22 protein-coding genes are annotated in these 21,027 nt (G+C 72.9%); 12 read left to right on the top strand and 10 right to left on the bottom strand.

The window, feature by feature from the left end; translation table 11 throughout:
* The first annotated feature begins 35 nt into the window (after positions 1-35).
* The 3 genes from ACIBFB_RS05150 to ACIBFB_RS05140 all read left to right on the top strand — a co-directional run bounded on the left by ACIBFB_RS05150 (position 36) and on the right by ACIBFB_RS05140 (position 2,277).
* Entirely contained in the window at positions 36-932 is an 897-nt protein-coding gene (locus ACIBFB_RS05150) for a DUF4429 domain-containing protein (RefSeq protein ID WP_397226373.1), read from the top strand.
* Between the two features lie 83 nt (positions 933-1,015).
* Entirely contained in the window at positions 1,016-1,972 is a 957-nt protein-coding gene (gene pip / locus ACIBFB_RS05145) for a prolyl aminopeptidase (RefSeq protein WP_397226371.1), read from the top strand.
* 113 nt (positions 1,973-2,085) lie between these two features.
* Positions 2,086-2,277 carry a ferredoxin gene (locus ACIBFB_RS05140; RefSeq protein ID WP_397226369.1) on the top strand — a complete coding sequence of 64 codons (192 nt, stop codon included), beginning with the start codon at positions 2,086-2,088 and terminating at the stop codon, positions 2,275-2,277.
* On the opposite strand, the gene ACIBFB_RS05135 is transcribed toward ACIBFB_RS05140, so the two are convergent.
* A complete protein-coding gene (locus ACIBFB_RS05135) occupies positions 2,261-3,526 on the bottom strand; it encodes an NAD(P)/FAD-dependent oxidoreductase (RefSeq protein ID WP_397226367.1) in 1,266 nt (421 codons plus the stop codon). The two genes, ACIBFB_RS05140 and ACIBFB_RS05135, sit on opposite strands and share 17 nt — an antisense overlap.
* Before the next feature lie 56 nt (positions 3,527-3,582).
* Positions 3,583-4,563, bottom strand: a complete 981-nt coding sequence (locus ACIBFB_RS05130; RefSeq protein WP_397226365.1) for an asparaginase — start codon at positions 4,561-4,563, stop codon at positions 3,583-3,585.
* Positions 4,564-4,797: 234 nt separating this feature from the next.
* On the opposite strand from ACIBFB_RS05130, the gene ACIBFB_RS05125 reads away from it, so the two are divergent.
* Complete coding sequence (locus ACIBFB_RS05125) at positions 4,798-5,712, top strand: PolC-type DNA polymerase III (RefSeq protein ID WP_397226363.1); 915 nt, start codon at positions 4,798-4,800, stop codon at positions 5,710-5,712.
* Here the strand turns inward: ACIBFB_RS05125 and ACIBFB_RS05120 are convergent.
* The 3 genes from ACIBFB_RS05120 to ACIBFB_RS05110 all read right to left on the bottom strand — a co-directional run bounded on the left by ACIBFB_RS05120 (position 5,693) and on the right by ACIBFB_RS05110 (position 7,640).
* Positions 5,693-5,998 carry a hypothetical protein gene (locus tag ACIBFB_RS05120; RefSeq protein WP_397226361.1) on the bottom strand — a complete coding sequence of 102 codons (306 nt, stop codon included), beginning with the start codon at positions 5,996-5,998 and terminating at the stop codon, positions 5,693-5,695. The genes ACIBFB_RS05125 and ACIBFB_RS05120 overlap by 20 nt on opposite strands.
* Positions 5,999-6,141: 143 nt before the next feature.
* On the bottom strand, positions 6,142-6,810 hold the full coding sequence (locus tag ACIBFB_RS05115) for a TetR/AcrR family transcriptional regulator (RefSeq protein WP_397226359.1): 669 nt from the start codon (positions 6,808-6,810) through the stop codon (positions 6,142-6,144).
* A 143-nt stretch (positions 6,811-6,953) separates the two neighbouring features.
* Positions 6,954-7,640, bottom strand: coding sequence for a heme oxygenase (biliverdin-producing) (locus tag ACIBFB_RS05110; protein WP_397226356.1), 687 nt, complete (start codon positions 7,638-7,640; stop codon positions 6,954-6,956).
* 447 nt (positions 7,641-8,087) lie between these two features.
* Here ACIBFB_RS05110 and ACIBFB_RS05105 point away from each other — a divergent pair, with 447 nt between their 5' ends.
* The 6 genes from ACIBFB_RS05105 to ACIBFB_RS05080 all read left to right on the top strand — a co-directional run bounded on the left by ACIBFB_RS05105 (position 8,088) and on the right by ACIBFB_RS05080 (position 14,508).
* Positions 8,088-9,362 (top strand): PP2C family protein-serine/threonine phosphatase, encoded by a 1,275-nt coding sequence (locus tag ACIBFB_RS05105; protein ID WP_397226354.1) that lies wholly within the window; start codon positions 8,088-8,090, stop codon positions 9,360-9,362.
* Positions 9,359-11,266: an ATP-binding protein gene (locus ACIBFB_RS05100; RefSeq protein WP_397226351.1), complete on the top strand. Its 1,908-nt coding sequence runs from the start codon at positions 9,359-9,361 to the stop codon at positions 11,264-11,266. Before ACIBFB_RS05105 ends, ACIBFB_RS05100 begins: the two co-directional genes overlap by 4 nt.
* A 30-nt stretch (positions 11,267-11,296) precedes the next feature.
* Positions 11,297-11,731 carry a response regulator gene (locus tag ACIBFB_RS05095; protein ID WP_075925808.1) on the top strand — a complete coding sequence of 145 codons (435 nt, stop codon included), beginning with the start codon at positions 11,297-11,299 and terminating at the stop codon, positions 11,729-11,731.
* Positions 11,732-11,870: 139 nt separating this feature from the next.
* The gene (locus ACIBFB_RS05090) at positions 11,871-12,398 is read left to right on the top strand and encodes a low molecular weight protein-tyrosine-phosphatase (protein WP_397226349.1); all 528 of its coding nucleotides are present in this window, start codon (positions 11,871-11,873) and stop codon (positions 12,396-12,398) included.
* 5 nt (positions 12,399-12,403) lie between these two features.
* On the top strand, positions 12,404-13,339 hold the full coding sequence (locus tag ACIBFB_RS05085) for a fructosamine kinase family protein (protein WP_397226346.1): 936 nt from the start codon (positions 12,404-12,406) through the stop codon (positions 13,337-13,339).
* Positions 13,340-13,407: 68 nt separating this feature from the next.
* Positions 13,408-14,508 (top strand): Gfo/Idh/MocA family oxidoreductase, encoded by a 1,101-nt coding sequence (locus ACIBFB_RS05080; RefSeq protein WP_397226344.1) that lies wholly within the window; start codon positions 13,408-13,410, stop codon positions 14,506-14,508.
* A 7-nt stretch (positions 14,509-14,515) separates the two neighbouring features.
* Here the strand turns inward: ACIBFB_RS05080 and ACIBFB_RS05075 are convergent, their stop codons facing one another.
* On the bottom strand, positions 14,516-15,142 hold the full coding sequence (locus tag ACIBFB_RS05075) for a TetR/AcrR family transcriptional regulator (protein WP_397226342.1): 627 nt from the start codon (positions 15,140-15,142) through the stop codon (positions 14,516-14,518).
* Positions 15,143-15,282: 140 nt separating this feature from the next.
* On the opposite strand from ACIBFB_RS05075, the gene ACIBFB_RS05070 reads away from it, so the two are divergent.
* On the top strand, positions 15,283-16,644 hold the full coding sequence (locus ACIBFB_RS05070; RefSeq protein ID WP_397226340.1) for a four-carbon acid sugar kinase family protein: 1,362 nt from the start codon (positions 15,283-15,285) through the stop codon (positions 16,642-16,644).
* A 17-nt stretch (positions 16,645-16,661) separates the two neighbouring features.
* On the opposite strand, the gene ACIBFB_RS05065 is transcribed toward ACIBFB_RS05070, so the two are convergent.
* Positions 16,662-17,270, bottom strand: coding sequence for a TetR/AcrR family transcriptional regulator (locus ACIBFB_RS05065; RefSeq protein WP_397226338.1), 609 nt, complete (start codon positions 17,268-17,270; stop codon positions 16,662-16,664).
* Positions 17,271-17,390: 120 nt separating this feature from the next.
* On the opposite strand from ACIBFB_RS05065, the gene ACIBFB_RS05060 reads away from it, so the two are divergent.
* Positions 17,391-18,227 carry an alpha/beta fold hydrolase gene (locus ACIBFB_RS05060; protein WP_397226336.1) on the top strand — a complete coding sequence of 279 codons (837 nt, stop codon included), beginning with the start codon at positions 17,391-17,393 and terminating at the stop codon, positions 18,225-18,227.
* Between the two features lie 51 nt (positions 18,228-18,278).
* On the opposite strand, the gene ACIBFB_RS05055 is transcribed toward ACIBFB_RS05060, so the two are convergent.
* From ACIBFB_RS05055 to ACIBFB_RS05045, 3 genes are read right to left on the bottom strand one after another with little or no spacing between them, the layout of a single operon-like run.
* Positions 18,279-19,178 (bottom strand): alpha/beta fold hydrolase, encoded by a 900-nt coding sequence (locus ACIBFB_RS05055; RefSeq protein ID WP_397226334.1) that lies wholly within the window; start codon positions 19,176-19,178, stop codon positions 18,279-18,281.
* Between the two features lie 28 nt (positions 19,179-19,206).
* On the bottom strand, positions 19,207-19,524 hold the full coding sequence (locus ACIBFB_RS05050) for a DUF4873 domain-containing protein (protein ID WP_397226332.1): 318 nt from the start codon (positions 19,522-19,524) through the stop codon (positions 19,207-19,209).
* Positions 19,521-21,020 (bottom strand): flavin-containing monooxygenase, encoded by a 1,500-nt coding sequence (locus ACIBFB_RS05045; RefSeq protein ID WP_397226330.1) that lies wholly within the window; start codon positions 21,018-21,020, stop codon positions 19,521-19,523. The genes ACIBFB_RS05050 and ACIBFB_RS05045 overlap by 4 nt, the downstream gene beginning before the upstream one ends.
* Positions 21,021-21,027: the final 7 nt, after the last annotated feature.

Below are 21,027 nucleotides of genomic sequence, written 5' to 3'. Positions count from 1 at the left end.
GACGCCTCCGGTCCGCGAGCCCTACTATGGGGCGCATGGAGGAACTGCGCGGACACCACGGAACCTGGCGAATCGACGAAGAGGCGGTACGGATCAGGTTCGACTCGGGGCGCAAGGTTCCCACCCTGCTCAAGCATCTGGGCGAGTGCGCGGTTCCGCTGGCGGCGGTGCGCGAGGTCGAGTTCGACCGCGGCGACCGCAAGCGCGGGTGGCGGGTGCGGCTGTGGCTGGTCGAGGGCGCGGACCCGTACGCGGGGCTGGGTGTGCCGGGCCGGGGCGGGACGACCCCGCTGCTGCTCACCGGCCCGCACGACAAGGAGCTCGTCGCCGAGTACGTCGCGGACAGGCTCTCCTCCGCGGCCGGCCTGGCCCGGGAGACCGCCGACGGCGCCGTCGACCCGCGCGAGGTGGCCCGGTCGCTGGTCGTCCGCCCTCCCTTCCAGGCCCGCACCGCCGAGGGCACGGCCACCTTCGACGGCACCCGCGTCCGGCTCCAGTGGGACGGTCTGATGGCCAGTTCGGCCAAGGAGAAGGCGAAGGCGCGGGAGTTCCGCCTCACCGAGATCGCCGAGGCCCGGTGGTTCCCGCCGGTCGACCTGACCGAGGGCCTGCTGCGGATCGATCTGCGCGGCGTGAGCGTCTCGGAGGCCACCGACCTCGAACACGACTTCTCCACCCTCGCCTCCCACGGCGCCAAGGGCAGTGAGGAGACCCTGCTCATGGCGGCGACGATCAACGCCCATCGCGCCTCGGCCGACGAACGGGACGCGCCGGTGGCGGCGCTGCCCGGCGCGGGTTCGGCCGCGTCGGCCGAGCAGGACGCGGAGACGATCTTCGCCACCATTCGTGAGCTGGGCAGACTCCACGCGGAGGGGCTGCTCACCGATGAGGAGTTCAGTGCCAAGAAGGCCGAGCTCCTCGGACGCCTGTGACCGGGGCGATCGTCCCGCGCCGCGCGTCCGTTCCCGCCGCCGGGTGACCGCCCGGCGGTTCGTGACTGGAAAGGCCATCCGCCTTGCGCACCCTGTACCCGCACATCGAGCCGTACGACTCCGGGATGCTCGACGTCGGCGACGGACACCGTGTCTACTGGGAGCTGTGCGGCAACCCCGCGGGCAAGCCCGCGGTGTTCCTGCACGGTGGGCCCGGTGGCGGCTGCACCCCGACCCACCGCCGGCTCTTCGACCCCGAGCGGTACCGCGTCCTGCTCTTCGACCAGCGCAACTGCGGCCGGTCGACGCCGCACGCCAGCCGGATGGACTCCGACCTGTCCACGAACACGACGTGGACGCTGGTCGAGGACATCGAGCGGCTGCGCGAGATGATCGGTGTGCCGCGGTGGCAGGTGTTCGGCGGGTCCTGGGGCAGCTGCCTGGCGCTGGCCTACGCGCAGCGCCACCCGGAGCGGGTCAGCGAACTGATCCTGCGCGGCATCTTCACCCTGCGCGACGAGGAGCTGCGCTGGTTCTACCAGCAGGGCGCGTCGATGCTCTTCCCGGACCTGTGGGAGTCCTACCTCGCGCCGATCCCGGTCGAGGAGCGCGACGACCTCATCGCCGCCTACGCCCGGCGGCTGGGCGATCCGGACCGCGCCGTGCGCCTGGCGGCCGCCCGCGCGTGGAGCGTGTGGGAGGGGTCGACGGTGACGCTGCTGCCCAACGACGAGATCCGCTCCCAGCACGCCGACGAGGACTACGCGCTGGCGTTCGCGCGGATCGAGAACCACTACTTCACCAACCGCGGCTTCCTGACCCCGAACCAGCTCATCGACGGGGCCGTGAAGATCCGCGACATCCCGGGCGTGATCGTGCAGGGGCGCTACGACGTCTGCACGCCCGTCCACACCGCCTACGACCTGCACAGGGCGTGGCCGGAGGCGGAGTTCCACGTCGTCGACGACGCCGGGCACGCGTTCAACGAGCCCGGCATCCTCGACCGGCTCATCGAGGCCACCGACCGCTTCGCGCGGTAGCGGCCGTCCGGGTTCCGGGACGCACGCCTCCCGGAACCCGGACGAGCCCGCGGACCCACGGCACGGCGCACTAGAGTCGAGACACCCGTGATCCGCGCGACGAAGGGACAGCCATGCGAGTCGAGGTCGACTTCGACCAGTGCGAGAGCAACGCCCTGTGCATGGGAGCGGCCCCCGAGGTCTTCGAGGTCCGCGACGACGACTTCCTCTACGTCCTGACCGAGGAGCCGTCGGCCGACCTGCACGAGAAGGTGCGCGAGGCCGCGCGCCTGTGCCCCAAGCAGGCCATCACCCTGAAGGGGTAGCTCCCGCGGCGGTCAGCGCCTCGTCCCATGTCGTGGGCTCCTCCAGCAGACCCCGGTACCGCATGGTCCGCGGCGTTGACCGCAACCCCAGCACCCCGGTGAGCATCCCGCCGCGCCCCAGGAAGGCCACGAACTTCCGGTCCTCCGGGGACCCGTGCACGAACGCGACCTCATCGGCGGGTGCGCCCTGCCCCAGGAGCTGGATCTTCATCTTGTATTGGTCCGACCAGAAATAGGGCACCGGGGTGAAGGGGGCCCGCCCCGAGCCCGCGAGGAGGTTGCGGGCCGCCGCCTCCCCCTGCTGGCTGGCGTTCGTCCAGTGCTCCAGCCGGATCCGTCCGCCGTAGCGCGGGTGCGGCCAGTTCGCCAGGTCGCCGACGGCGTAGACGTCGGGCACGGACGTCGCCGAGAACGCGTCGCAGGCCACCGCGCCGTCGGGGAGCAGTTCCACGCCGGAGCCGCGCAGCCACTCGGTGTTCAGGCGCACGCCCAGTCCGGCCACCACCAGGGACGCCTCGATCGCGGACCCGTCGGCCAGCCGGACACGCTCCACCCGGTCGGCGCCCTCGAACCCGGTCACGCCCGCCCCGAGGCGCACGTCGACACCGTTCTCCCGGTGCAGTTCGGTGAGGATCCGCCCGATCCTGGGGTCGATCACCCGCGTCAGCGGCGTGGCCGCCGCCTCCACCAGCGTCACGTCCATGCCCACGGCACGGGCGCTGGCCGCCACCTCGGCGCCGACGAAGCCCGCCCCCACGACCACGAGGCGGCCAGCGGAGTCGAAAGCGGCGCGCACGGCCTCGGCGTCGTCCAGGGTGCGCAGCACGTGGACGCCCGCGAGCGCCGTGCCCGGCCGTCGCGCCCGGGCGCCGCTGGCGATGACGAGGCCGTCGTAGCGCACGGTCCCCGGGCCCGCGGGACCCGACACACCGACCTCGCGCGCCCGGGTGTCGAGCCCGACGGCGCGGGTGTTCGGACGGAAGTCCAGATCCAGGGCGTCCACCGCGGCGTCGTCGCGCAGCCGCAGGGCGCGGTGCCCCACGAGCCAGCCGGGGGCGCCGTTCGACGGGTCCATCCCCGCCCCGGTGAGGACCTCCTTGGACAGCGGGGGCCGCGAGTAGGGGCGGTACGGTTCCTCGCCGAGCAGCGTGATCCGCCCGTCGAAGCCCTGCTCGCGCAGGGACTCCGCCGCCTGCAGCCCCGCCATTCCGGCGCCGGCGATGACGATGTCGCTGAGGGTGTCCGGCACTGTGGTGCCCTTCCGGTGTCGGGTCAGGTCGTGTCCACCTGGGTCAGGGGCCCGAACTACAGCGCGCGGACTTCCCCGACGGGCGCGCCGCCGCCGTGGATCTCGACGCGCAGGCGGTCCTGGACGGGGGAGACGTCCACACCGATGGTGCGCAGGGCGTCGAGTGCGACCAGGGTACGCGCCCGCTCCTCGGCGTCGCCGTCGCTGATCTTGACCGCGACGGTCTCACCGGTGGGCGCGCCGATGAGGTGCACTCCGTCCGCACCGATCTTGGCCACCATTCCCGGAACCCGGGTCATGAGCTCGGTGTCGATCCGGTCGCTACCCGACACGTACTCCGGGTGGGCGCTCATCGCGTCGGTGACGGCGCGCTCGGGACTGCCCTCGGGGGCGGTGCGCATGCGCCACAGTCCCCGGGCGAGTCCGACCAGGGAGACGGCGAGCTGGGGCGCTCCGCATCCGTCGACGGCGGTGTGGGCGACGCGTTCGCCGGTCAGCTCCTCGATGGTCTCGCGGACCAGGACCTGGAGGGGGTGCTCGGGGTCGAGGTAGTCGCCGGTGCTCCAGCCCCGCTGGACGCAGGCGGAGAGCATGCCCGCGTGCTTGCCGGAGCAGTTCATGAGGAGGCGCTCGGGTGCGCGGCCCGCGCGCAGGAACGCACGGCGTGCCGCCCGCCCGCCGGGGATGTCCGCGGGGCACCGCAGGGCGTCGGGGGTGAGCCCGGCCTTGGCGAGGATGCGCTCGGCCTCGGCGGCGTGGATGTCCTCTCCGCCGTGGCTGCCCGCGGCGATGGCGAGGGAGCTGCCCTCCAGCGGGGCGCCCGCGCGCAGCATGGCCAGGGCCTGGAAGGGCTTGGCGGCCGAGCGGGGGAACATGGGCTGGTGGACGGGTCCGCGCGCGAGGGCGATCCGCCCGGTGGGGGACAGGGCGACCACCGCGCCGTAGTGGACGCTCTCCCGCATGCCGGAACGGGTGACCTCGGCGAGGGGCACGTATTCCGGGTGCGGGCTCAGCGTCGGCTGCGGGGTGTCGGGCATGCGGGCTCTCCTCGCCGTTGAGGTTCGGGTGCGCGGGGAGTGTCCATTTTTCTATGGACACGACTAAGAACGTTACATAATGCACCTTTCTTCCGGTGCCGGGGTGGGATCCGCCACCCGGGCACCGCTCACGCGCGCGGCGGTCCGGTGTCGCGCACGGGGAGTAAGGTCGGTTCGAGTACGGACCGGGCCGGACACCGGCGGGCCGGCGGTGACGAGGGAGTGGAGCAGGCGATGGGAACGCTGCGGTTGGGCTCGCTGACCCGGAGGCGGGTCGGCCCGCGGGCGGCGGACCTGGAGTACGCGGTGCTCGACACGGAGACGACCGGGCTGGATCCGGGCACGGGCGCCCGCGTCGTCGAGGTCGCCGTGGTGCGGCTGCGCGGCGACGGCACGGTGGTCGAGGAGTTCAACACCCTGGTGGACCCGCGTACCGAGGTCCGCGGACGCGAGTTCCACGGCATCGGCGACAGCGACACCGTGGGCGCACCCACCTCCGCCCAGCTGGTGCCCGCACTGACCGAACTCGTCTCCGGCGCGGTGGTGGTCAGCCACAACCTGGACTTCGAACAGCGCTTCCTGGCCTCCGAGCTGGTCCCCGCCGGCCTGCCCCCGGGGCAGTCCGGCCTGTGCACGCTGCGCGCCCTGCGCTCCCAGCTCGACCTGCGCCGCTACTCCCTCGCCCGGGCCTCCCACGCCCTGAGCGGGGACTGGCCCACCGGGCAGCACACCGCGCTCGGCGACGCCCGGGCCTGCGCCAAGCTCCTCGCCGAACTGCTGGCCAACGCCCCCGGCGAACTCCGCTACGACGGCCCCGAGCCGAGGATCCTCCCCGTCTCCGGGGCCCGGGTCGCGGCCTCCTCCGTGCGGTGGAAGCCGCGCACGGGAGGGGGGCCCGGGGGCCTCGGGCCGCTCCGCCCCTGGCCGTCGTGCTGGCGAAAGGCGGAGCTGGACCCCGACCTGTGCGGCGGCGCGTTCGACGACCGATCGCGTGCCGAGGCGGAGCTGGCCGCCCACCGCGACACCCGCCTGCGCGCGCGGATGGCCGCGGTCGCCGCGGTGACGGGCGCGGCGGCGGCCACGGCGGTCGGCGGTCTGCTGGTGCGCATGGCGGGCGAGTCCGGCGGCCTCAGAGGCCGGAGAGCGTGAGGAAGAAGGCCACGATCAGCGCGCTCCCGCCGACCGCCGTGCACAGGGCGCGCCCCTGCTCGGTGAGCCGCGCGGAGGTCAGCTCGACGCGTGCGCGCGTGCCGGCCGCGGCGGCGGCCGCTCTCGGGCGCGCGGACGCGCCGCCGCGCGAGGCGGCGGCTCCGGAGCGCGCCGCGGCGCCACGACGCCTGGTGGGGAGGCGGCCCGCCGGAACGTAGCGGGGCACCTTGTTGAACAGGGCGAGCGACACCAGCGCGGCGCCGAGCAGGATCAGGACGAGGGACACGTCGGGGAGGGCCTCACGACTCGGTCGGGTGGTCGGCTGCCCGGGAGGGGCGGGCAGCCCGATTCTCACCGACGCCGCCGACACACCGCGACTCCGTCGGCCCCGGACGGGCCCACCGCGCGGGTTACGGGCCCGCCCTTATCTCACCCCGTTCGCACACTCGCACCGTGGGTCACGGTCCGGGTGGATTTCGGCAGGATGGTGTCCACGGTTTCGGCCGCCACGCCCAGAGCGCGGAGGACGAACCGCGTCACCAGCGCGTGGGTCTCGTCGAGGTCGATCTCCCCGCTCACGAGCGGGATGCGCTGGGAGCCCACCATGGACAGGGTGAGCCGCGCGGTCGCCTCGGCGGGCAGCGGGTCGAACTCGCCCGCGGCCGTACCCTCCTCCAGGATCTCGGTGAGCAGGCGTTGCATGGGCGCGACGTGCGCGGCGAGCGCCTGGTAGGCGTCGGGGCCGAGGCTGGCCCCGAGTTCGGCGGCGGGCGGGTGCGGATGGGCGACGATGCCTTCGAGCTGGAGACGGACGAACGCGGAGACCCTGCGCGCGGCGGACACGCCCGAGGGGAGTTCTCGCCTGTACTGGTCGACGAACGCGCTGCTGACCTCCTCGGTGAAGGCCAGCAGCAGCGTCGCCTTGTCGGGGAAGTAGTTGTACAGGGCCGTGCGGGTGATGCCCGCGGCGTTGGCCACGTGGGTCATGGAGACGCGGTCGATCCCCTGTGACCGGATCAGCTCGTCGACGGCCGCCATGATGCGCTCCCGCGTGCGGGCACGGTGCGCGGCGATGGTCGGTGCCGTGATCTTGGGCATCCTCCTATGGTGGCACGCCGACCGACCGGGCGGCACCGGCCCGTGGCCCCGGGTCACCGAGCTGGGACACGGAGTGACACGGTCGGCGGTGTCGGGGCGGATCCCCGCCCCGCCGCGGGCGGGCGGAGCGGGGGCCGGCCCGGTCAGCCGCCCTGGACGCCGGGGGTGTGGTGGCGTCCGAGGTCGGCGAGGACCTCGGTGTTGAGCTGGTAGGCGAGACGGGTCTCGCGGACGAGCCGGTCGGCGGCGGCCTGGGTCAGGTCCAGGGAGTCGAGCCGTGCGCGGTAGTCGGAGCGGAACCGCGGCAGGCTGCCGAGCTCGTCGAAGACGTAGAAGGACAGGCCCTCGTGCGTGAGGCCGTAGGTCCTGGCAGCGACCTGGCGGATGAACTGGCCGCCGGACACGTCGCCCATGTAGCGCGTGTAGTGGTGGGCGACGAACCCCTCGGGGTGGTCGGCCATCTGCTCGATGCGCGCCACGTAGGTGCGCGTGGCAGGGCTGGGGGAGATGCGGTCCCGGAAGCCGGGCCCCAGGAGGTGCTCCAGGTCGCGGACGAGCGCGGGCACGCGCAGGAGCTCGGGCCGGTGGAAGCGGCCCGCCACGGGGTCGTCGATCAGGGCCCGGCCCAGGTTCTCCAGGGCGACGTAGGCGAAGTAGTGCTGGGCGACCATCGCCGTGTAGCCGTCGAGGGGGAGGGCGCCCTCCAGGAGCGCCTGGGTGAAGCCGTGGTGCTCCGCCGCCTCGTGGTCGCCCCACGTGGCCGCTCTGAGTCGTTCGGAGAACGGGACCTCGGCGTGCTGGGGTGTGGGGGCCTGGGCCGTCGCGCTCATCCGAGCTGTCCGCCTTCCACTTCGGGTATTTCATGACATGATGTCATCAACACGGGATCCGGTGTCAAGATCTATATGACACATTGTCGCAAAAATTGCCGACACACCCGGGAACCGAGCCGAACATCACATTCCGCGCGTGCCCATGCATGAGCGGCTGCGCGTGCGGAAAGCGGTCGCAGCGGCCCTGCACGTGCACCACCGGGCGGTCGGGGCGGCTCCCACGTGCGGCGGAGGAACGCCCGCCGCCGCCCCCCGCGTTGGATGTGTCTCGTCACGCGCGCTGGTCAACAGGTCGCCATGGCGTTTATCGTTTGGGTGTCGTGCGGGTCCGAACCGCCGGGAAGACCCGAGGTGTCCATCCTCGGGGCACGCGGCGCGGCAGCGCTCCACGGCCCAGCAGACCAAAGGCGATGAGTGGATACCAGGAGAACAGGGCACGATCCCGTGACGGTGATCGGCGACGAGACGGCCGGTGCCGTCACCACACACGGCGCCGCCGCGCATGACGGCGCCGTCCTCGGTGACGACGTCGCCGCGCCCCACCGCGTGGACGCCGCCGTCGAATCGGTCGACGTCCTGCTTGTCGAAGACGACCCGGGCGACGCCCTCCTCGCCGAGGAACTGCTCGCCGACACCCCTCTGACGACCCGCATCACGTGGGTGCCCACGCTCGCGGACGCCCGTGCGGCCCTGGAGGGCTTCCGCGGGTGCGTCCTCCTCGACCTCAACCTCCCCGACGCGCAGGGCCTGGACCTCCTGCGCGAGGTGCTCCAGAGCGCGCCCTCGGCGGCCGTCGTCGTCCTCACCGGCCTCGACGACGAACACGAGGGCGTGGCCGCGGTCGCCGCCGGAGCCCAGGACTACCTCGTCAAGGGCCAGGTCGACGGCTCGCTCCTCGGCCGGAGCCTGCGCTACTCGCTGGAGCGCCGCCGTGCCGACGACAACGCCCGCCAGTTGCACGAGGCCCGCATGCGCGCACGCGAGAACACGCGCCTCGAACGCGGCCTCCTGCCCCAGGTCCTCCTCCAGAGCTCACCGCTGAGCCACCGCGCCTACTACCGCCCCGGCCGCAAGCGCGCGGTGGTCGGCGGCGACTTCTACGACGCCGTGGAGAAGAACGGCACCACGCACGTCATCATCGGCGACGTCAGCGGCCACGGCCCCGACGAGGCCGCGCTCGGTGTGAGCCTGCGCATCGCCTGGCGGACCCTCGTCATGGCGGGGGTCGCCGAGGACCGCGTGCTGCCCAACCTCGAGGAGATCCTGGTCAGCGAGCGGGCCCAGGAGGAGATGTACGCCACGCTGTGCATGGCCAGCCTGGACACCGGAACCGACCGCGTGCGCGTCCGCGTCCTCGGCCACCCGCCGCCCCTGGTCATCCAGGACGGAGCGGTCGTGGAGGCCCAGGCGTCCCCGCAGCCGCCGCTGGGCGTGTTCCCCGTCGAGGACGCCGACGCGGACGAGGTCGTCCTGCCGGTGGGCGCGAGCATGCTCTTCTACACCGACGGTCTCGTCGACGCCTACGACGGCGGCCCGCCCGCGCGGCTGGAGGTCGCCGGGCTGCGCCGCATGGTCAGCGGCGTCCTGGACCAGGGCGTCTCCCTGGGGCGCCTGCCCGAACACGTGGTGGACGAGGCCGAGCGCAGCAACGGCGGCCCGCTCCAGGACGACGTGGCGATGCTGCTCATCGCGCACGGCGCGAACGGGGACGCCACGTGAGCCGTGCGGAGGAGGCGGTCACGCAGTCCGAGGAGGCCGAACCCCGCCGGACCGCGGGCAGCCCGGTCGGCGGGATCCTGTTCACGGACGGCGTACCGCGCGGACTCGCCGGTCCGCGGGCGCCCTGGAGCCTGCGCCGCCGCGTCACCAGCCTGTTGACCGTCGTCGCGGTCGTGCTCGTGACCGCGGTGTCGGTGATCACCCTGGCCGCGCTCAACGCGCGCGACTCGCTCACGTTGCAGGTGGACTCCCTCACCCCGGCGGTGAACGCCGTCGAGCAGACGCGCGCGGCCTATCTCAGCCAGGACCACGCCCTGCGCGGATACATCCTCACGCAGGACCGGGAGTTCCTGGAGCCCTACGTCGAGGGCAACGTGACCCTGCTGGACAACCGCGCCGACCTCGAACGGCTGGCCCAGAACAACCCGGAGGTCGCCTCCAACGTCGAGGACCTGCTCATCGCCGGGGAGGTCTGGACGGACGAGTTCGCCGAGCCCGTCCTGGAACAGGTGAGCAACGGCGAGAACCCCTCCCAGGAGGACCTCCAGCGCGGCCGCGTGCTGTTCCTGGAGCTCAACCGGGTCAGCGACGCCACCAACCAGCAGCTCCAGAGCGAGATCGAGCAGGCCCGCACGGGGCTGACCCTGGCGACGCAGCAGGTCGTCGCGCTGCTCGTCCTGGTCGGCCTGGTCGTGGTGTTCCTGTCGGTGTTCCTGTGGGTCATGCTCCAGCAGTGGGTCCTGCGCCCCCTGGAGGACCTGGCCGGGCACATGCGCCAGGTGTCGGAGGGCTACTACGCCCACCGCATCACCCTCCAGGGCCCGCCGGAGATCGTGCGGCTCGGCCAGGACGTGGACGCCATGCGCGAGCGGATCGTGCACGACCTGGACGAGGTGGCCAACGCGCGCCGCACGCTCCAGGAGCAGTCCACCCTGTTGGAGCACCAGACCGAGGAGCTGCGCCGCTCGAACCTGGAGCTGGAGCAGTTCGCCTACGTCGCCTCCCACGACCTCCAGGAGCCGCTGCGCAAGGTGGCGAGCTTCTGCCAGCTGCTGCAACGCCGCTACCACGGGCAGCTGGACGAGCGCGCCGACTCCTACATCGACTTCGCGGTCGAGGGGGCCAAGCGCATGCAGACCCTCATCAACGACCTCCTCGCCTTCTCCCGCGTCGGCCGGACCAAGGACTTCGCGTCCGTCGACCTGGACGTGGCGCTCGGCGACGCGCTGAGCAGCCTGTCGACCCGCCTGGAGGAGGCGGGCGCCGAGGTCGCGAACGACCCCATGCCCACCGTCCAGGGCGACCGCACCCTGCTCACCCAGGTGTTCTTCAACCTGGTGGGCAACGCCGTGAAGTTCCGCGCCGAGGAGGACCCGCGGGTCCACATCAGCGTCGAGCGCCGCGGTGACGAGTGGGTGTTCTGCTGCGCGGACAACGGGATCGGGATCGAACCGCAGTACGCCGAGCGCATCTTCGTGATCTTCCAGCGGTTGCATACTCGCGACAAGTACACGGGAACGGGCATCGGCCTGGCGATGTGCAAGAAGATCGTGGAGTTCCACGGCGGCCGGATCTGGCTGGACACCGACGACGGTTCGGAGGACGCCGTCCGGGCCGGAACGCGCATATGCTGGTCACTGCCCGCGGACCCCGAAGAGGACGTGACGGCCGACACGGAAACCGTGGCGGACGTCGGCGGCGATATCGGGGACGAGGGGGCGGAGGACTCCGCGGACGCCACCGCGCACGCGGACACGACGCCGGAGACCGCGACGCGGTCGACGGATGCCGACGCTCTCGGAGGGGACGGCGCCGAACCGGACGAACGGCCCGACACGGTGCCCTCCTCCCGGTCCGTCACCGAAGGCGGTACGGTTCCCCCCGGTGACGGGGCGGGGCCCTGATACCAGGGGTCTGGAAGCTTGAGCGAGGTCATGTTGGTGCATCCCATCGAGGTGCTGCTGGTCGAGGACGACCCCGGAGACGTCCTCATGACCAAGGAGGCGTTCGAGGAACACAAGCTGGGCAACCGCCTGCACGTGGTCTCGGACGGTGTGGAGGCCCTGCGGTTCCTGCGCCGCGAGGGCGAGTACACCGAGGCTCCCCGTCCGCACCTGATCCTGCTCGACCTCAACCTGCCGCGTAAGGACGGCCGGGAGGTCCTGGAGGAGGTCAAGGCGGACGACGAGCTCGCCCACATCCCGATCGTGGTGCTGACGACCTCCGAGGCCGAGGAGGACGTGCTGCGCAGCTACCGCCTGCACGCCAACGCCTACGTGCCCAAACCGGTGGACTTCGAGCAGTTCATCAAGGTGGTCCGGCAGATCGACGACTTCTTCGTCACCGTGGTGCGCCTGCCCAAGGGCTGACCGGCCCGCCCCCGCACGGGCCGTCCTCGGGCGGAGCCCGCGGGCGGCGTCCGCCCGTGCGGTCGGCCCGTGTACCCGTTCGGTCTCTCCCGGCAGGTGGAGCGCGTGAGCTGCGCGGTTTTTGGCTACCGTAGGGGGCATGAGCTTGCCGGAACCGCGTGACCCCGCCGGGCCGTACCGCGTCAGCCTCGTGTGCCTGGGCAACATCTGCCGCTCACCCATGGCCGAGAAGGTCCTGGCCGCCGACCTGGAACGGGCGGGGCTGGGCGACCTCGTGGCGGTGGACAGTTTCGGCACGGGCGACTGGCACGTCGGCGGCGGCATGGACCCGCGCGCCGCCTCCACCCTGCGCGTCCACGGGTACCTCACCGACCACACGGCCAGGCAGTTCGAGGCCTCCCTGCTCGCCGAGCGGGACCTGGTCCTGGCCCTGGACCTCGACAACCTCGCCGACCTGCGCGCCGTCGTGGACGGGCACGGCGCGGAGTTCGGCTTCTCCGCCGACCGCCTGCGGCTGTTCCGGTCGTTCGCACCGGGCGCGGGGCCCAACCCCGAGGTGCCGGACCCCTACTACGGCGGGGACGACGGCTTCACGGCCGTCCTCAACATGGTGGAGGCCGCCGCCAAGGGGCTGACCGGCGAACTCGTCGTGCGGCTGCGTGGGTAGCGCCGGTGGACGGAGACCCGACCGTGTGTCCGGTCGGCGGTGACGACGACGGGACCCGCCAGGGCCGCCGTCGGGACCCCGTCACCGGAACCATGGCCGAGCGCCTCACCGCGCTGCTCGGAGAGGGCGTCCGCCGCGCCGCCCGGGCCGGGACCAGCCACGACTGGGAGATCTCCTACGCCGAGTTGACCGACGGCACGCGCCTGTTCGTCAAGTCGCTGCCCCGGGGCGCCCCGGCGAGCGGGGTGCTCACCGCCGAGGCGCGCGGGCTCGACTGGCTCGGCCGCGGGTCCCCCGCGATCGACGTCGTGGCCTGGGACGAGCGCATCCTGGTCCTGCCGTGGGTCGGGGAACGCGAACCGTCGGCGCCCGCCGCCGAACGGCTGGGCCGCCAGCTCGCCGGGATGCACCTGACCGGCGCCGACCACTTCGGCGCGGACTGGCCCGGCTACATCGGTCCGCTGCCCATGGACCACACGCCCTCGCGGGACTGGGCGCGCTTCTACGCCGAACAGCGGCTCCGTCCCTACCTGCGCCAGGCCGTCGACCAGGGCGCGCTCACCCCCTCCGACGGCCGGATCGTCGAGCGGGTGGTCGACGCGGTGCCCGACCTGGCCGGGGCGTCCGAACCCCCGTCGCGCGTGCACGGCGACCTGTGGAACGGCAACGTGATCTGGCGGGCCCGGGACGCCGTGCTGGTGGACCCGGCCGCGCACGGCGGGCACCGGGAGGCCGACCTGGCGATGCTCGCGCTGTTCGGCCTGCCGTTCCTGGACCGCGTGCGGGACGCCTACAACGAGGTGGCGCCGCTGGCGGACGGATGGCGCTCGCGGGTGGCGCTGCACCAGCTGCATCCACTGCTGGTGCACGTGTGCCTGTTCGGGGCCGCGTACCGGACGACGACGCTGGAGGCCGCGCGCACCGCGCTGCGGGGCGGGTGAGCGGCAGGGGCCGCCCGGGCTCGGGGCGGGCGGGTCGCCCGGTGGCCCGGGGGCCGTAGATTGGGCGCATGTCTGACGCACCCCACCATGCTGAGCCGGGCCCCCACGCCGGACCCGAGCTGCACGTCGCGCTGGTCGGCTACGGGAAGGGCGGCGAGGTCTTCCACGCCCCGATCATCGACGCCGTGCCGGGCCTGCGGCTGTCCGCCGTGGTCACGAGCGACCCCGGGCGGCGGGCGGCGGCCGAGGCGCGCTATCCCGGCGTCACCGTCTACCCGACGCCGGCCGACCTGTGGGCCGACGCCGGCCGGTACGAGATCGCGGTCGTGACCACCCCCAACCACACGCACGCGCCGCTCGCGAGGGCCGCACTGGAGGCGGGGCTGTCGGTGGTCGTGGACAAGCCGTTCGCACTCACCGCGGACGAGGCGCGGGAGCTCACCGAGACCGCGGAGCGGTTGGAGCGGGTGCTCACCGTGTACCAGAACCGGCGCTGGGACGCGGACTACCTGACGCTGTGGCGGCTGGTGGAGGAGGGCGCGTTGGGGCGGGTGCACCGCTTCGAGTCGCGGTTCGAGCGCTGGCGTCCGGAGGCCAAGGGGACGTGGCGCGACAGCGGATCGGCGGCCGACGGGGCGGGGGTCCTGTACGACCTGGGGCCGCACCTGATCGACCAGGCGGTCAACCTGTTCGGCCCGGTGGTCTCCGTCTACGCCGAGGTGGACGCGCTGCGCCCCGGGGTGCGGGCGGACGACGACGTGTTCCTCGCGCTGACGCACGAGCGGGGGACGCGGTCGCACCTGTGGATGAGCGCGCTCTCGGCCCAGAACGGACCGCGGTTCCGGGTGCTGGGGGACGCGGCGGCCTACACCAGCCACGGTCTGGACGGTCAGGAGGACCGGTTGGGAGCGGGCGAGCGGCCGGACGCGCGGGACTGGGGCGTGGTGCCGGAGGAGGCGTGGGGGACGCTCGGGGCGGACGGCGACGTCCGCCGGGTCCCCAGCGCGCGCGGAGCCTATCCGGAGTTCTACGCGGCGGTGCGGGACGCGGTCGGCGAGGGTGAACCGCTGCCGGTCGATCCGCACGAGGTGATCCACGGGCTGGAGATCATCGAGGCCGCCCGGCGCAGCGCCGGAACGGGCGCGGTGGTTCCGCTGCGCAGGGGCTGAGCCGGCGTCAGGAGTCGGTGGCCGAGGGGCACCCGGCGACGGCCGGCGGGTGGCCCAGGGCCGTGCGGGTGAAGTCGACGAGGAACGCGCGCAGGCGTTCCTGCTCGGTGTCCGTGGCGGCGTCGGGGCCCAGGACCAGGCGGGCGATCTGCGGGGTGATCTGGGGCCAGACCGCCAGGCCGATCAGGGTGAGGAGCAGCTGCCGGGAGTCGGGCACCGGGGCGGTGTCGCCGAGGGCGTCGGAGAGGGAGGCGACCTTGGCGTCGTAGAGTTCGGCGCGCTCCTCCTCGGCGGGCAGGCGGGCGTTGCCGTAGTGCAGGGACTCCCACAGCAGCAGCCGAAGCAGGTCGGGGTGCTCGCGGTGGTAGTCGAAGCAGCGGGCGACGTAGGCGGCGGGGTCGTGGTCGTCGGTGACCGTGACGGCCTGGGAGAGTTCGTTGAGGGCCTGGACGACGACGTAGCGGAAGAGCTGTTCCTTGTCGCCGAAGTGCGCGTAGATGCGCTGCTTGTTGACCCCGGCGCGCTCGGCGATCCGGTCCACGCGCGCCCCGGCGATGCCGTGCTCGGCGAACTCGTGCCTGGCGGCCTGCAGCAGGAGGGCACGGGTGGTCTCGGTGCGGGTGGCGTTGCGCATGGTGACAGATTAGGCCAACCGGTTGGTTGCAGGAATCCGGGACGGCACGGACGCGACGCCCGAGGCGGGCCCCGTGCACCGGCCTTTGGCTCTATGTTGGAGGGAGGTTACTCCAGCGTTTCGTCCGAAGGAGCAGTGCCGTGGCCCAGGTCCTCGTCGTGGCGGACGACCTCACCGGAGCCAACGCCACCGGTGCCCGGTTCGCGCGCACCGGCATGCGCGTGGCCACGGTGACCCCTGAGCACGTGAGCCGGGTGGAGGCCGACTACGACGTCGTCGTGGCCAACCTGGACAGCCGCCACGTGCCCCCCGAGCAGGCGGCCGACCTGGTGACCGACGTGGTCGAGGCGGTGTGGCCGGTGGGTCTGGTGGTCAAACGGACCGACAGCACGCTGCGGGGGAACGTCGGGGCCGAGCTGGAGGCCACCTACGACGCCGTGCGCGAGCGGGTGCCGTCGGGGACACGGGTCAGGGTCTTGTTCACCCCGGCCTTCCCCGGCTCCGGGCGGATCACGGAGGACGGCGTGCAGCTGCTCAACGGGCAGCCGCTGGAGCGCACCGACCTGGCGCTCGATCCCCTGAACCCGATGACCACCAGTGTGGTGGCGGACATCCTCGCCGCGCAGACCGACCTGCCGGTGCGGCACGTGCCCGTCCGGCAGATCACGCAGAAGATGCTCACCGCGGAGCTGCTCGCGGGCGACGAACCCGTGGTGGTGTGCGACGCGAGCTCGGAGCAGCACCTGAACGACATCGCGGAGGCGGCGGCCGAGGCGCACCACGAGGCGGGGGTCGTGTGGGTGTCGGTCGACCCGGGGCCCACGGGGGCTCTGCTCGCCTACGCCCTGCGCCTGCGCGGCCAGGCCGGTTCGCGCGGCGCGCTGCTCGGGGTCGCGGGCAGTACGACCGACCTGACGCGCCGCCAGTTGGCGACGGTGGCGCGCACGGGTGCGGTGCGGTTCGTCGATGTCGACGCGGTGGCGCTCAGCGACCCGGACGGCGACCACGCGGACAAGGTCGCCGAGGACCTGACCGAGCAGTTGACGTCGACGGGCTTCCCGGAGCTGTGCGTGGTACGCGTGGTGACCACCGCCGAGCACGTGCGGGAGCTGCCGGTCCAGGCCAGGGCGGAGCTGCCCGGGCGGATCGCGCGCCTGGTGGCGGACGTCATCAACGACATCGCGGACACGACCGGGCCCCAGGCTCTGCCGAGCGGGTTGTACCTGACCGGGGGAGACCTCACCGCGAGCCTCCTGGACGAACTGGACGTGCACGCGGTGGACGTCGGCGGCGAGGTCGTGCCGCTCGCCGTGCACGGGCATCTGAGCGGCGGGCCGCTGGACGGTACGCCGGTGGTGGCCAAGGGGGGTCTGGTCGGCGACGACATCACGCTGGTCGAGTGCCTGGCGAAGCTGCGCAGGGCCGTGCAGACGCGGCTGCACCAGGTGCACTCCGAGGTGTCGGAGCACGTCGTGCCGACGCTGACCAGGGATCCTGCCTGACGCACGCGCGGGACCGTTCAGACCTCGACCGCCGTGCCGTCCCGTGCGGCGCCCGCGTCCTGGTCGGAGCGTGCCAGCGCCGCGTCGATGAGGACCCGCGCTGCCGCGCGGGCCTGGTCGGCCGTCCCCGGGTCACCGGTGATCGCCGCGGTGGTCTGCGCTCCCTCGGCCAGGAGCGCGAGCTGTGCGGCGAGGGAGGGGTCGGCGCCGATCCCCTCCACGAGTCCGCCCAGGTAGCGCTGGAAGGCGGTCTTGTGCTCGCGCGCGATGTCCGCGACGTCGGAGTTGACCGCCCCCAGTTCGGCGAAGGCGTTGATGAATCCGCACCCCCGGAAGTCCTCGTCGCAGAACCAGTCGGCGAGGAAGTCGTAGACCGCGAGCAGCTTCTCCCCGGCCGTGGGCGCGGCGTCCACGTGTTCCCCGAGGCCCTGGGCCCAGACGCGGCGCCGTTCGCGCAGCACCGCCAGGACGATGTCGTCCTTGGAGGGGAAGAGCCGGTAGAGGCGGCGCAGGGACACCCCGGCCGCGTCCCTGAGCTGGTCCATGCCCACCGCTGAGAAGCCCCGCGTGTAGTAGAGCCGGTCGGCCGCGTCGATGATCCGTCGGCGGTACTCCTCGTCGTTCATGCCGCACAGTCTACTTGCCATGAGAACGAACGTTCTCTACACTGCCACGTAAGTGAGAACGACCGTTCTCGCTCATGGCTCAGTTGAGAACGACCGTTCTCGCACAGGAAGGGGCCCGTCATGGGGCGCATCACCGTCGGCACCGAGAACAGCGACCCGATCGAGCTGCACTACGAGGACCAGGGCGCCGGCCAGCCGGTCGTGCTCATCCACGGCTACCCCCTGAGCGGCCGTTCGTGGGAGAAGCAGACCGCCGCCCTGCTGGACGCCGGATACCGGGTCATCACCTACGACCGGCGCGGCTTCGGGCAGTCCTCCCAGCCCTCGACGGGCTACGACTACGACACCTTCGCCGCCGACCTGAAGACCGTCCTGGAGACCCTCGACATCACCGACGCCGTACTCGTCGGGTTCTCGATGGGCACCGGCGAGGTCGCCCGCTACCTGGGCACCCACGGATCCGGGCGGGTCGCCAAGGCCGTCTTCCTGGCCGCCCTGGAGCCGTTCCTGCTCAAGACCGAGGACAACCCGGGAGGCGCCGCGCCCCGCGAGTTCTTCGAGGGCATCGTCGCCACGGTCAAGGCCGACCGCTACGCCTACTTCAGCGACTTCTTCCAGAACTTCTACAACCTGGACGAGTTCCTGGGCACGCGGATCAGCCAGGAGGCCGTCCAGGCCAGCTGGGACGTCGCGGCGGGCTCGGGCGCGGTCGCCGCGGCCGCCGCTCCGCTGACGTGGTTCACCGACTTCCGCGCGGACATCCCCAAGGTCGACGTTCCCGCGCTCATCGTGCACGGCACGGCGGACGGCATCCTGCCGGTCGAGGCGACCGGGCGTCCGTTCTCCGCACTGCTGCCGTCGGCGGAGTACGTCGAGATCGAGGGGGCGCCGCACGGTCTGCTCTGGACCCACGCCGCGGAGGTCAACGAGGCCCTGCTCGCCTTCCTCGCGCGGTAGCGGGTGCGGCGGCGGTCCCGGGAGGAACCCCGCGTTCCCCCGGGACCGGGCTCACGCGCCGGCCGGGGCCGCGCCCAGGTGGTCGGCGGCCAGCTTCTCCAGCAGTTCGGCCAACACACCGGGTGCCTCCAACGGCCCCATGTGCCCGATCCCCGGTACCTCCCGCACCCCCTCGCACCGGGGGAGCAGCGACGCGATGTGGTGCGCGTGCCAGGGCGGCGTGAACCGGTCCTCGGCGCCGGCGACGACCACGGTCGGGGCGGTGATCCGACCCGCCGGGCCGGCCAGTTCCAGGGACGCCAGCACCGCTCCCCAACGGCCGCGCGCCACGGGCTCGCACGCGTGCACCATGCGCGTCGTGAGCCGCCGGGCGCGCCGGTCCGCCGTCCTGCCCAGGACCAGGTACCGCAGCGCGGCGGCGGAGACCGGGTTGGCCGGGCCCATCGGCAGCGTGGCGCGCAGGAACGCCTGCCCGCCGAGGCGCCCGAGCGCGCCGGGCAGGGGGAGGGCCGTCGACTTCTCCACCAGCCGCGTGCAGCCGGTGTTGGCCAGCAGTACGGCGGCGGCCCGGTCGGCGAACGCCGGGCGCGGCCCGGCCGCCATCACGGTCATCCCGCCGATGCTGTGCCCGGCGATGACGGCTCGCCGCCCGTCGGGGACGGTCGCCTCCAGGACGGCGCACAGATCGTCGGCGAGCTTGTCCGTGCCGTACCCGGCCCTCGTGATCGGGGTCTGGCTGCGCCCGTGCCCGCGCTGGTCGTACAGGACCACGCGCAGGCTCGGCTCCAGGGCCCGGACGACGGGTCCCCAGGAGGCCAGGGACGTGGCCCAGCAGTGGGCGAGGACCACGGTCGGACCGTCCTCGGGGCCGCGCACCTCGACGTGGAGCCGGGTGCGGTCGGCGGAACGCACGGTGAGTTCCCGGGCCGGGCCCAGGTGTCGGGTTGCCATCGGGGGTGCCTCTCGGTCGGGGGAACGCTCAGTCGTCGAGGGTGACTCGGGGGACCGCGAAGGGCGGGGCACCCGCTCCGCTGACCGGGTGTCCTCCCCAGAGGTCGGGTCCGTCCAGGTCGCCGGTGCCCTCGTGGCCACCGGGGGTCCGGATCCGCACGGTGCGCACGCCCCGGGCGAAGGCCGCGCTCAGGGAGGGGTGGGCCGCGAGCCGCCCCTTCCACCGGTAGTCGCCGGTCAGGGGCGAGAAGCGTCCCGCGAGGTGGGCGTCGGCCTCGACCTCCCCGTCGGGCAGGACGACGGTCACCGCCCCCCGGTACCCCTCCTCGCCGTCGGACCCGCTCACCGCGCCGCCCCCGCGCGGTGGGGGCGCAGGTCGTAGGCGTGCGGGTCGAACCAGCGGGTCCGCAGCGCGTAGCTCCAGGTGAACGAGGGCCACAGGGTGGTGTTGCGGCCCTCCTCGTTCAGGTACCAGCTGTCGCAGCCCCCGGACACCCACACGGTGCCCTCCATGGACGCCGCGACCATCCGGTTGTAGGCGCGCTGGGCCTCGGGTCTGACGTCGAGGCGGTCGACCCGGTTGCGGCACGCGTACCTGAGCGCCTGCATCGTGTACCGGATCTGCGCCTCGATCATGAACACCTGCGAGGAGTGCCCCAGGCCGGTGTTGGGTCCCGCGAGGAGGAAGGCGTTGGGGTACCCGGCGACCGTGGTGCCGCGGAAGGCCTGCGCCGTGGGGCCCCAGTGCCGGGCCAGGGACACCCCGTCGGCGTCGAGGATCCGCTGGGCGATCGGCGGGTCGGTCACGTGGAAGCCGGTGCCGAGGACGACCGTGTCGACGGCGTGCTCGACCTCGCGGCCCGAGGCGTCGCGGGTGACGACCGCGTGCGGGCGGATCTCGACGATGCCGTCGGTGACGACGTCGACGTTGGGCTGTGCGAGCGCCGGATAGTAGTCGTTGGACATGAGGACGCGCTTGCAGCCCGCGCGGAAGTCCGGGGTGAGCTTGGCGCGCAGCTCGGGGTCCTTGACGCCGCGGTCGATGTTGGCCCGACCGAGGCGTTCGACGACGGAGAGCAGCCGCGGGTTCTTGGCGAAGCCGAACACGTAGTTCTCCCGCCCCCAGTAGATGCCCGTGCGGGCGATCCGCTGGGTGAGGGGAAGGTTGCGGAACAGCCAGCTCTCCACCCTGGTGATGTCGCGGTCGTGGCGGAACATCACCCAGGGCGCGGTGCGCTGGAACAGGCTGAGCGATCCGACCTTCGGCTGGATCCGGGGGACGAACTGGACCGCCGACGCCCCGGTGCCGATCACGGCCACCCGGCGGCCCGTCAGGTCGTGGCCGTGGTCCCAGGCGGCCGAGTGGAACATCGTCCCCTCGAACGCGTCCCGTCCCTTGATGTCCGGGAAGGACGGGTCGGCGAGCGGCCCCGCCGCGCTGACCAGGAACTGGGCGGTCACCGTGCCGCCGGTGGTCTGGATCCGCCACCGGTTGCGCCGGGGCTCCCAGCGCGCGGCGGTCACGTCGTGGCGGAGGCGGACGCGGCGGTCGACGCCGTACTCGCCCGCGACGCGCCTGAGGTACTCCCAGATCTCGGACTGGGGGGAGAACGAGCGGCTCCACCCGGGGTTGGGCGCGAACGAGAACGAGTACAGGTGCGAGGGGACGTCGCAGGCGGCGCCGGGATAGGAGTTGTCCCGCCACGTGCCGCCCACGTCGTCGGCGCGTTCCAGGACCACGAAGTCCTCCAGACCGGCCTGGAGGAGCCGGACGGCCATGCCGATCCCGGCGAAACCGGTCCCGATGACGGCGACCCTGAAGTGCGGTGGTTCCTCGGTCAAGGCGGGA

Source organism: Nocardiopsis sp. NPDC050513 (assembly GCF_044457925.1).
In the GTDB taxonomy this organism is placed as follows: domain Bacteria; phylum Actinomycetota; class Actinomycetes; order Streptosporangiales; family Streptosporangiaceae; genus Nocardiopsis.
Note: the sequence above shows the minus strand (reverse complement) of the source record. Positions and strands in the feature narration are given on the sequence as shown.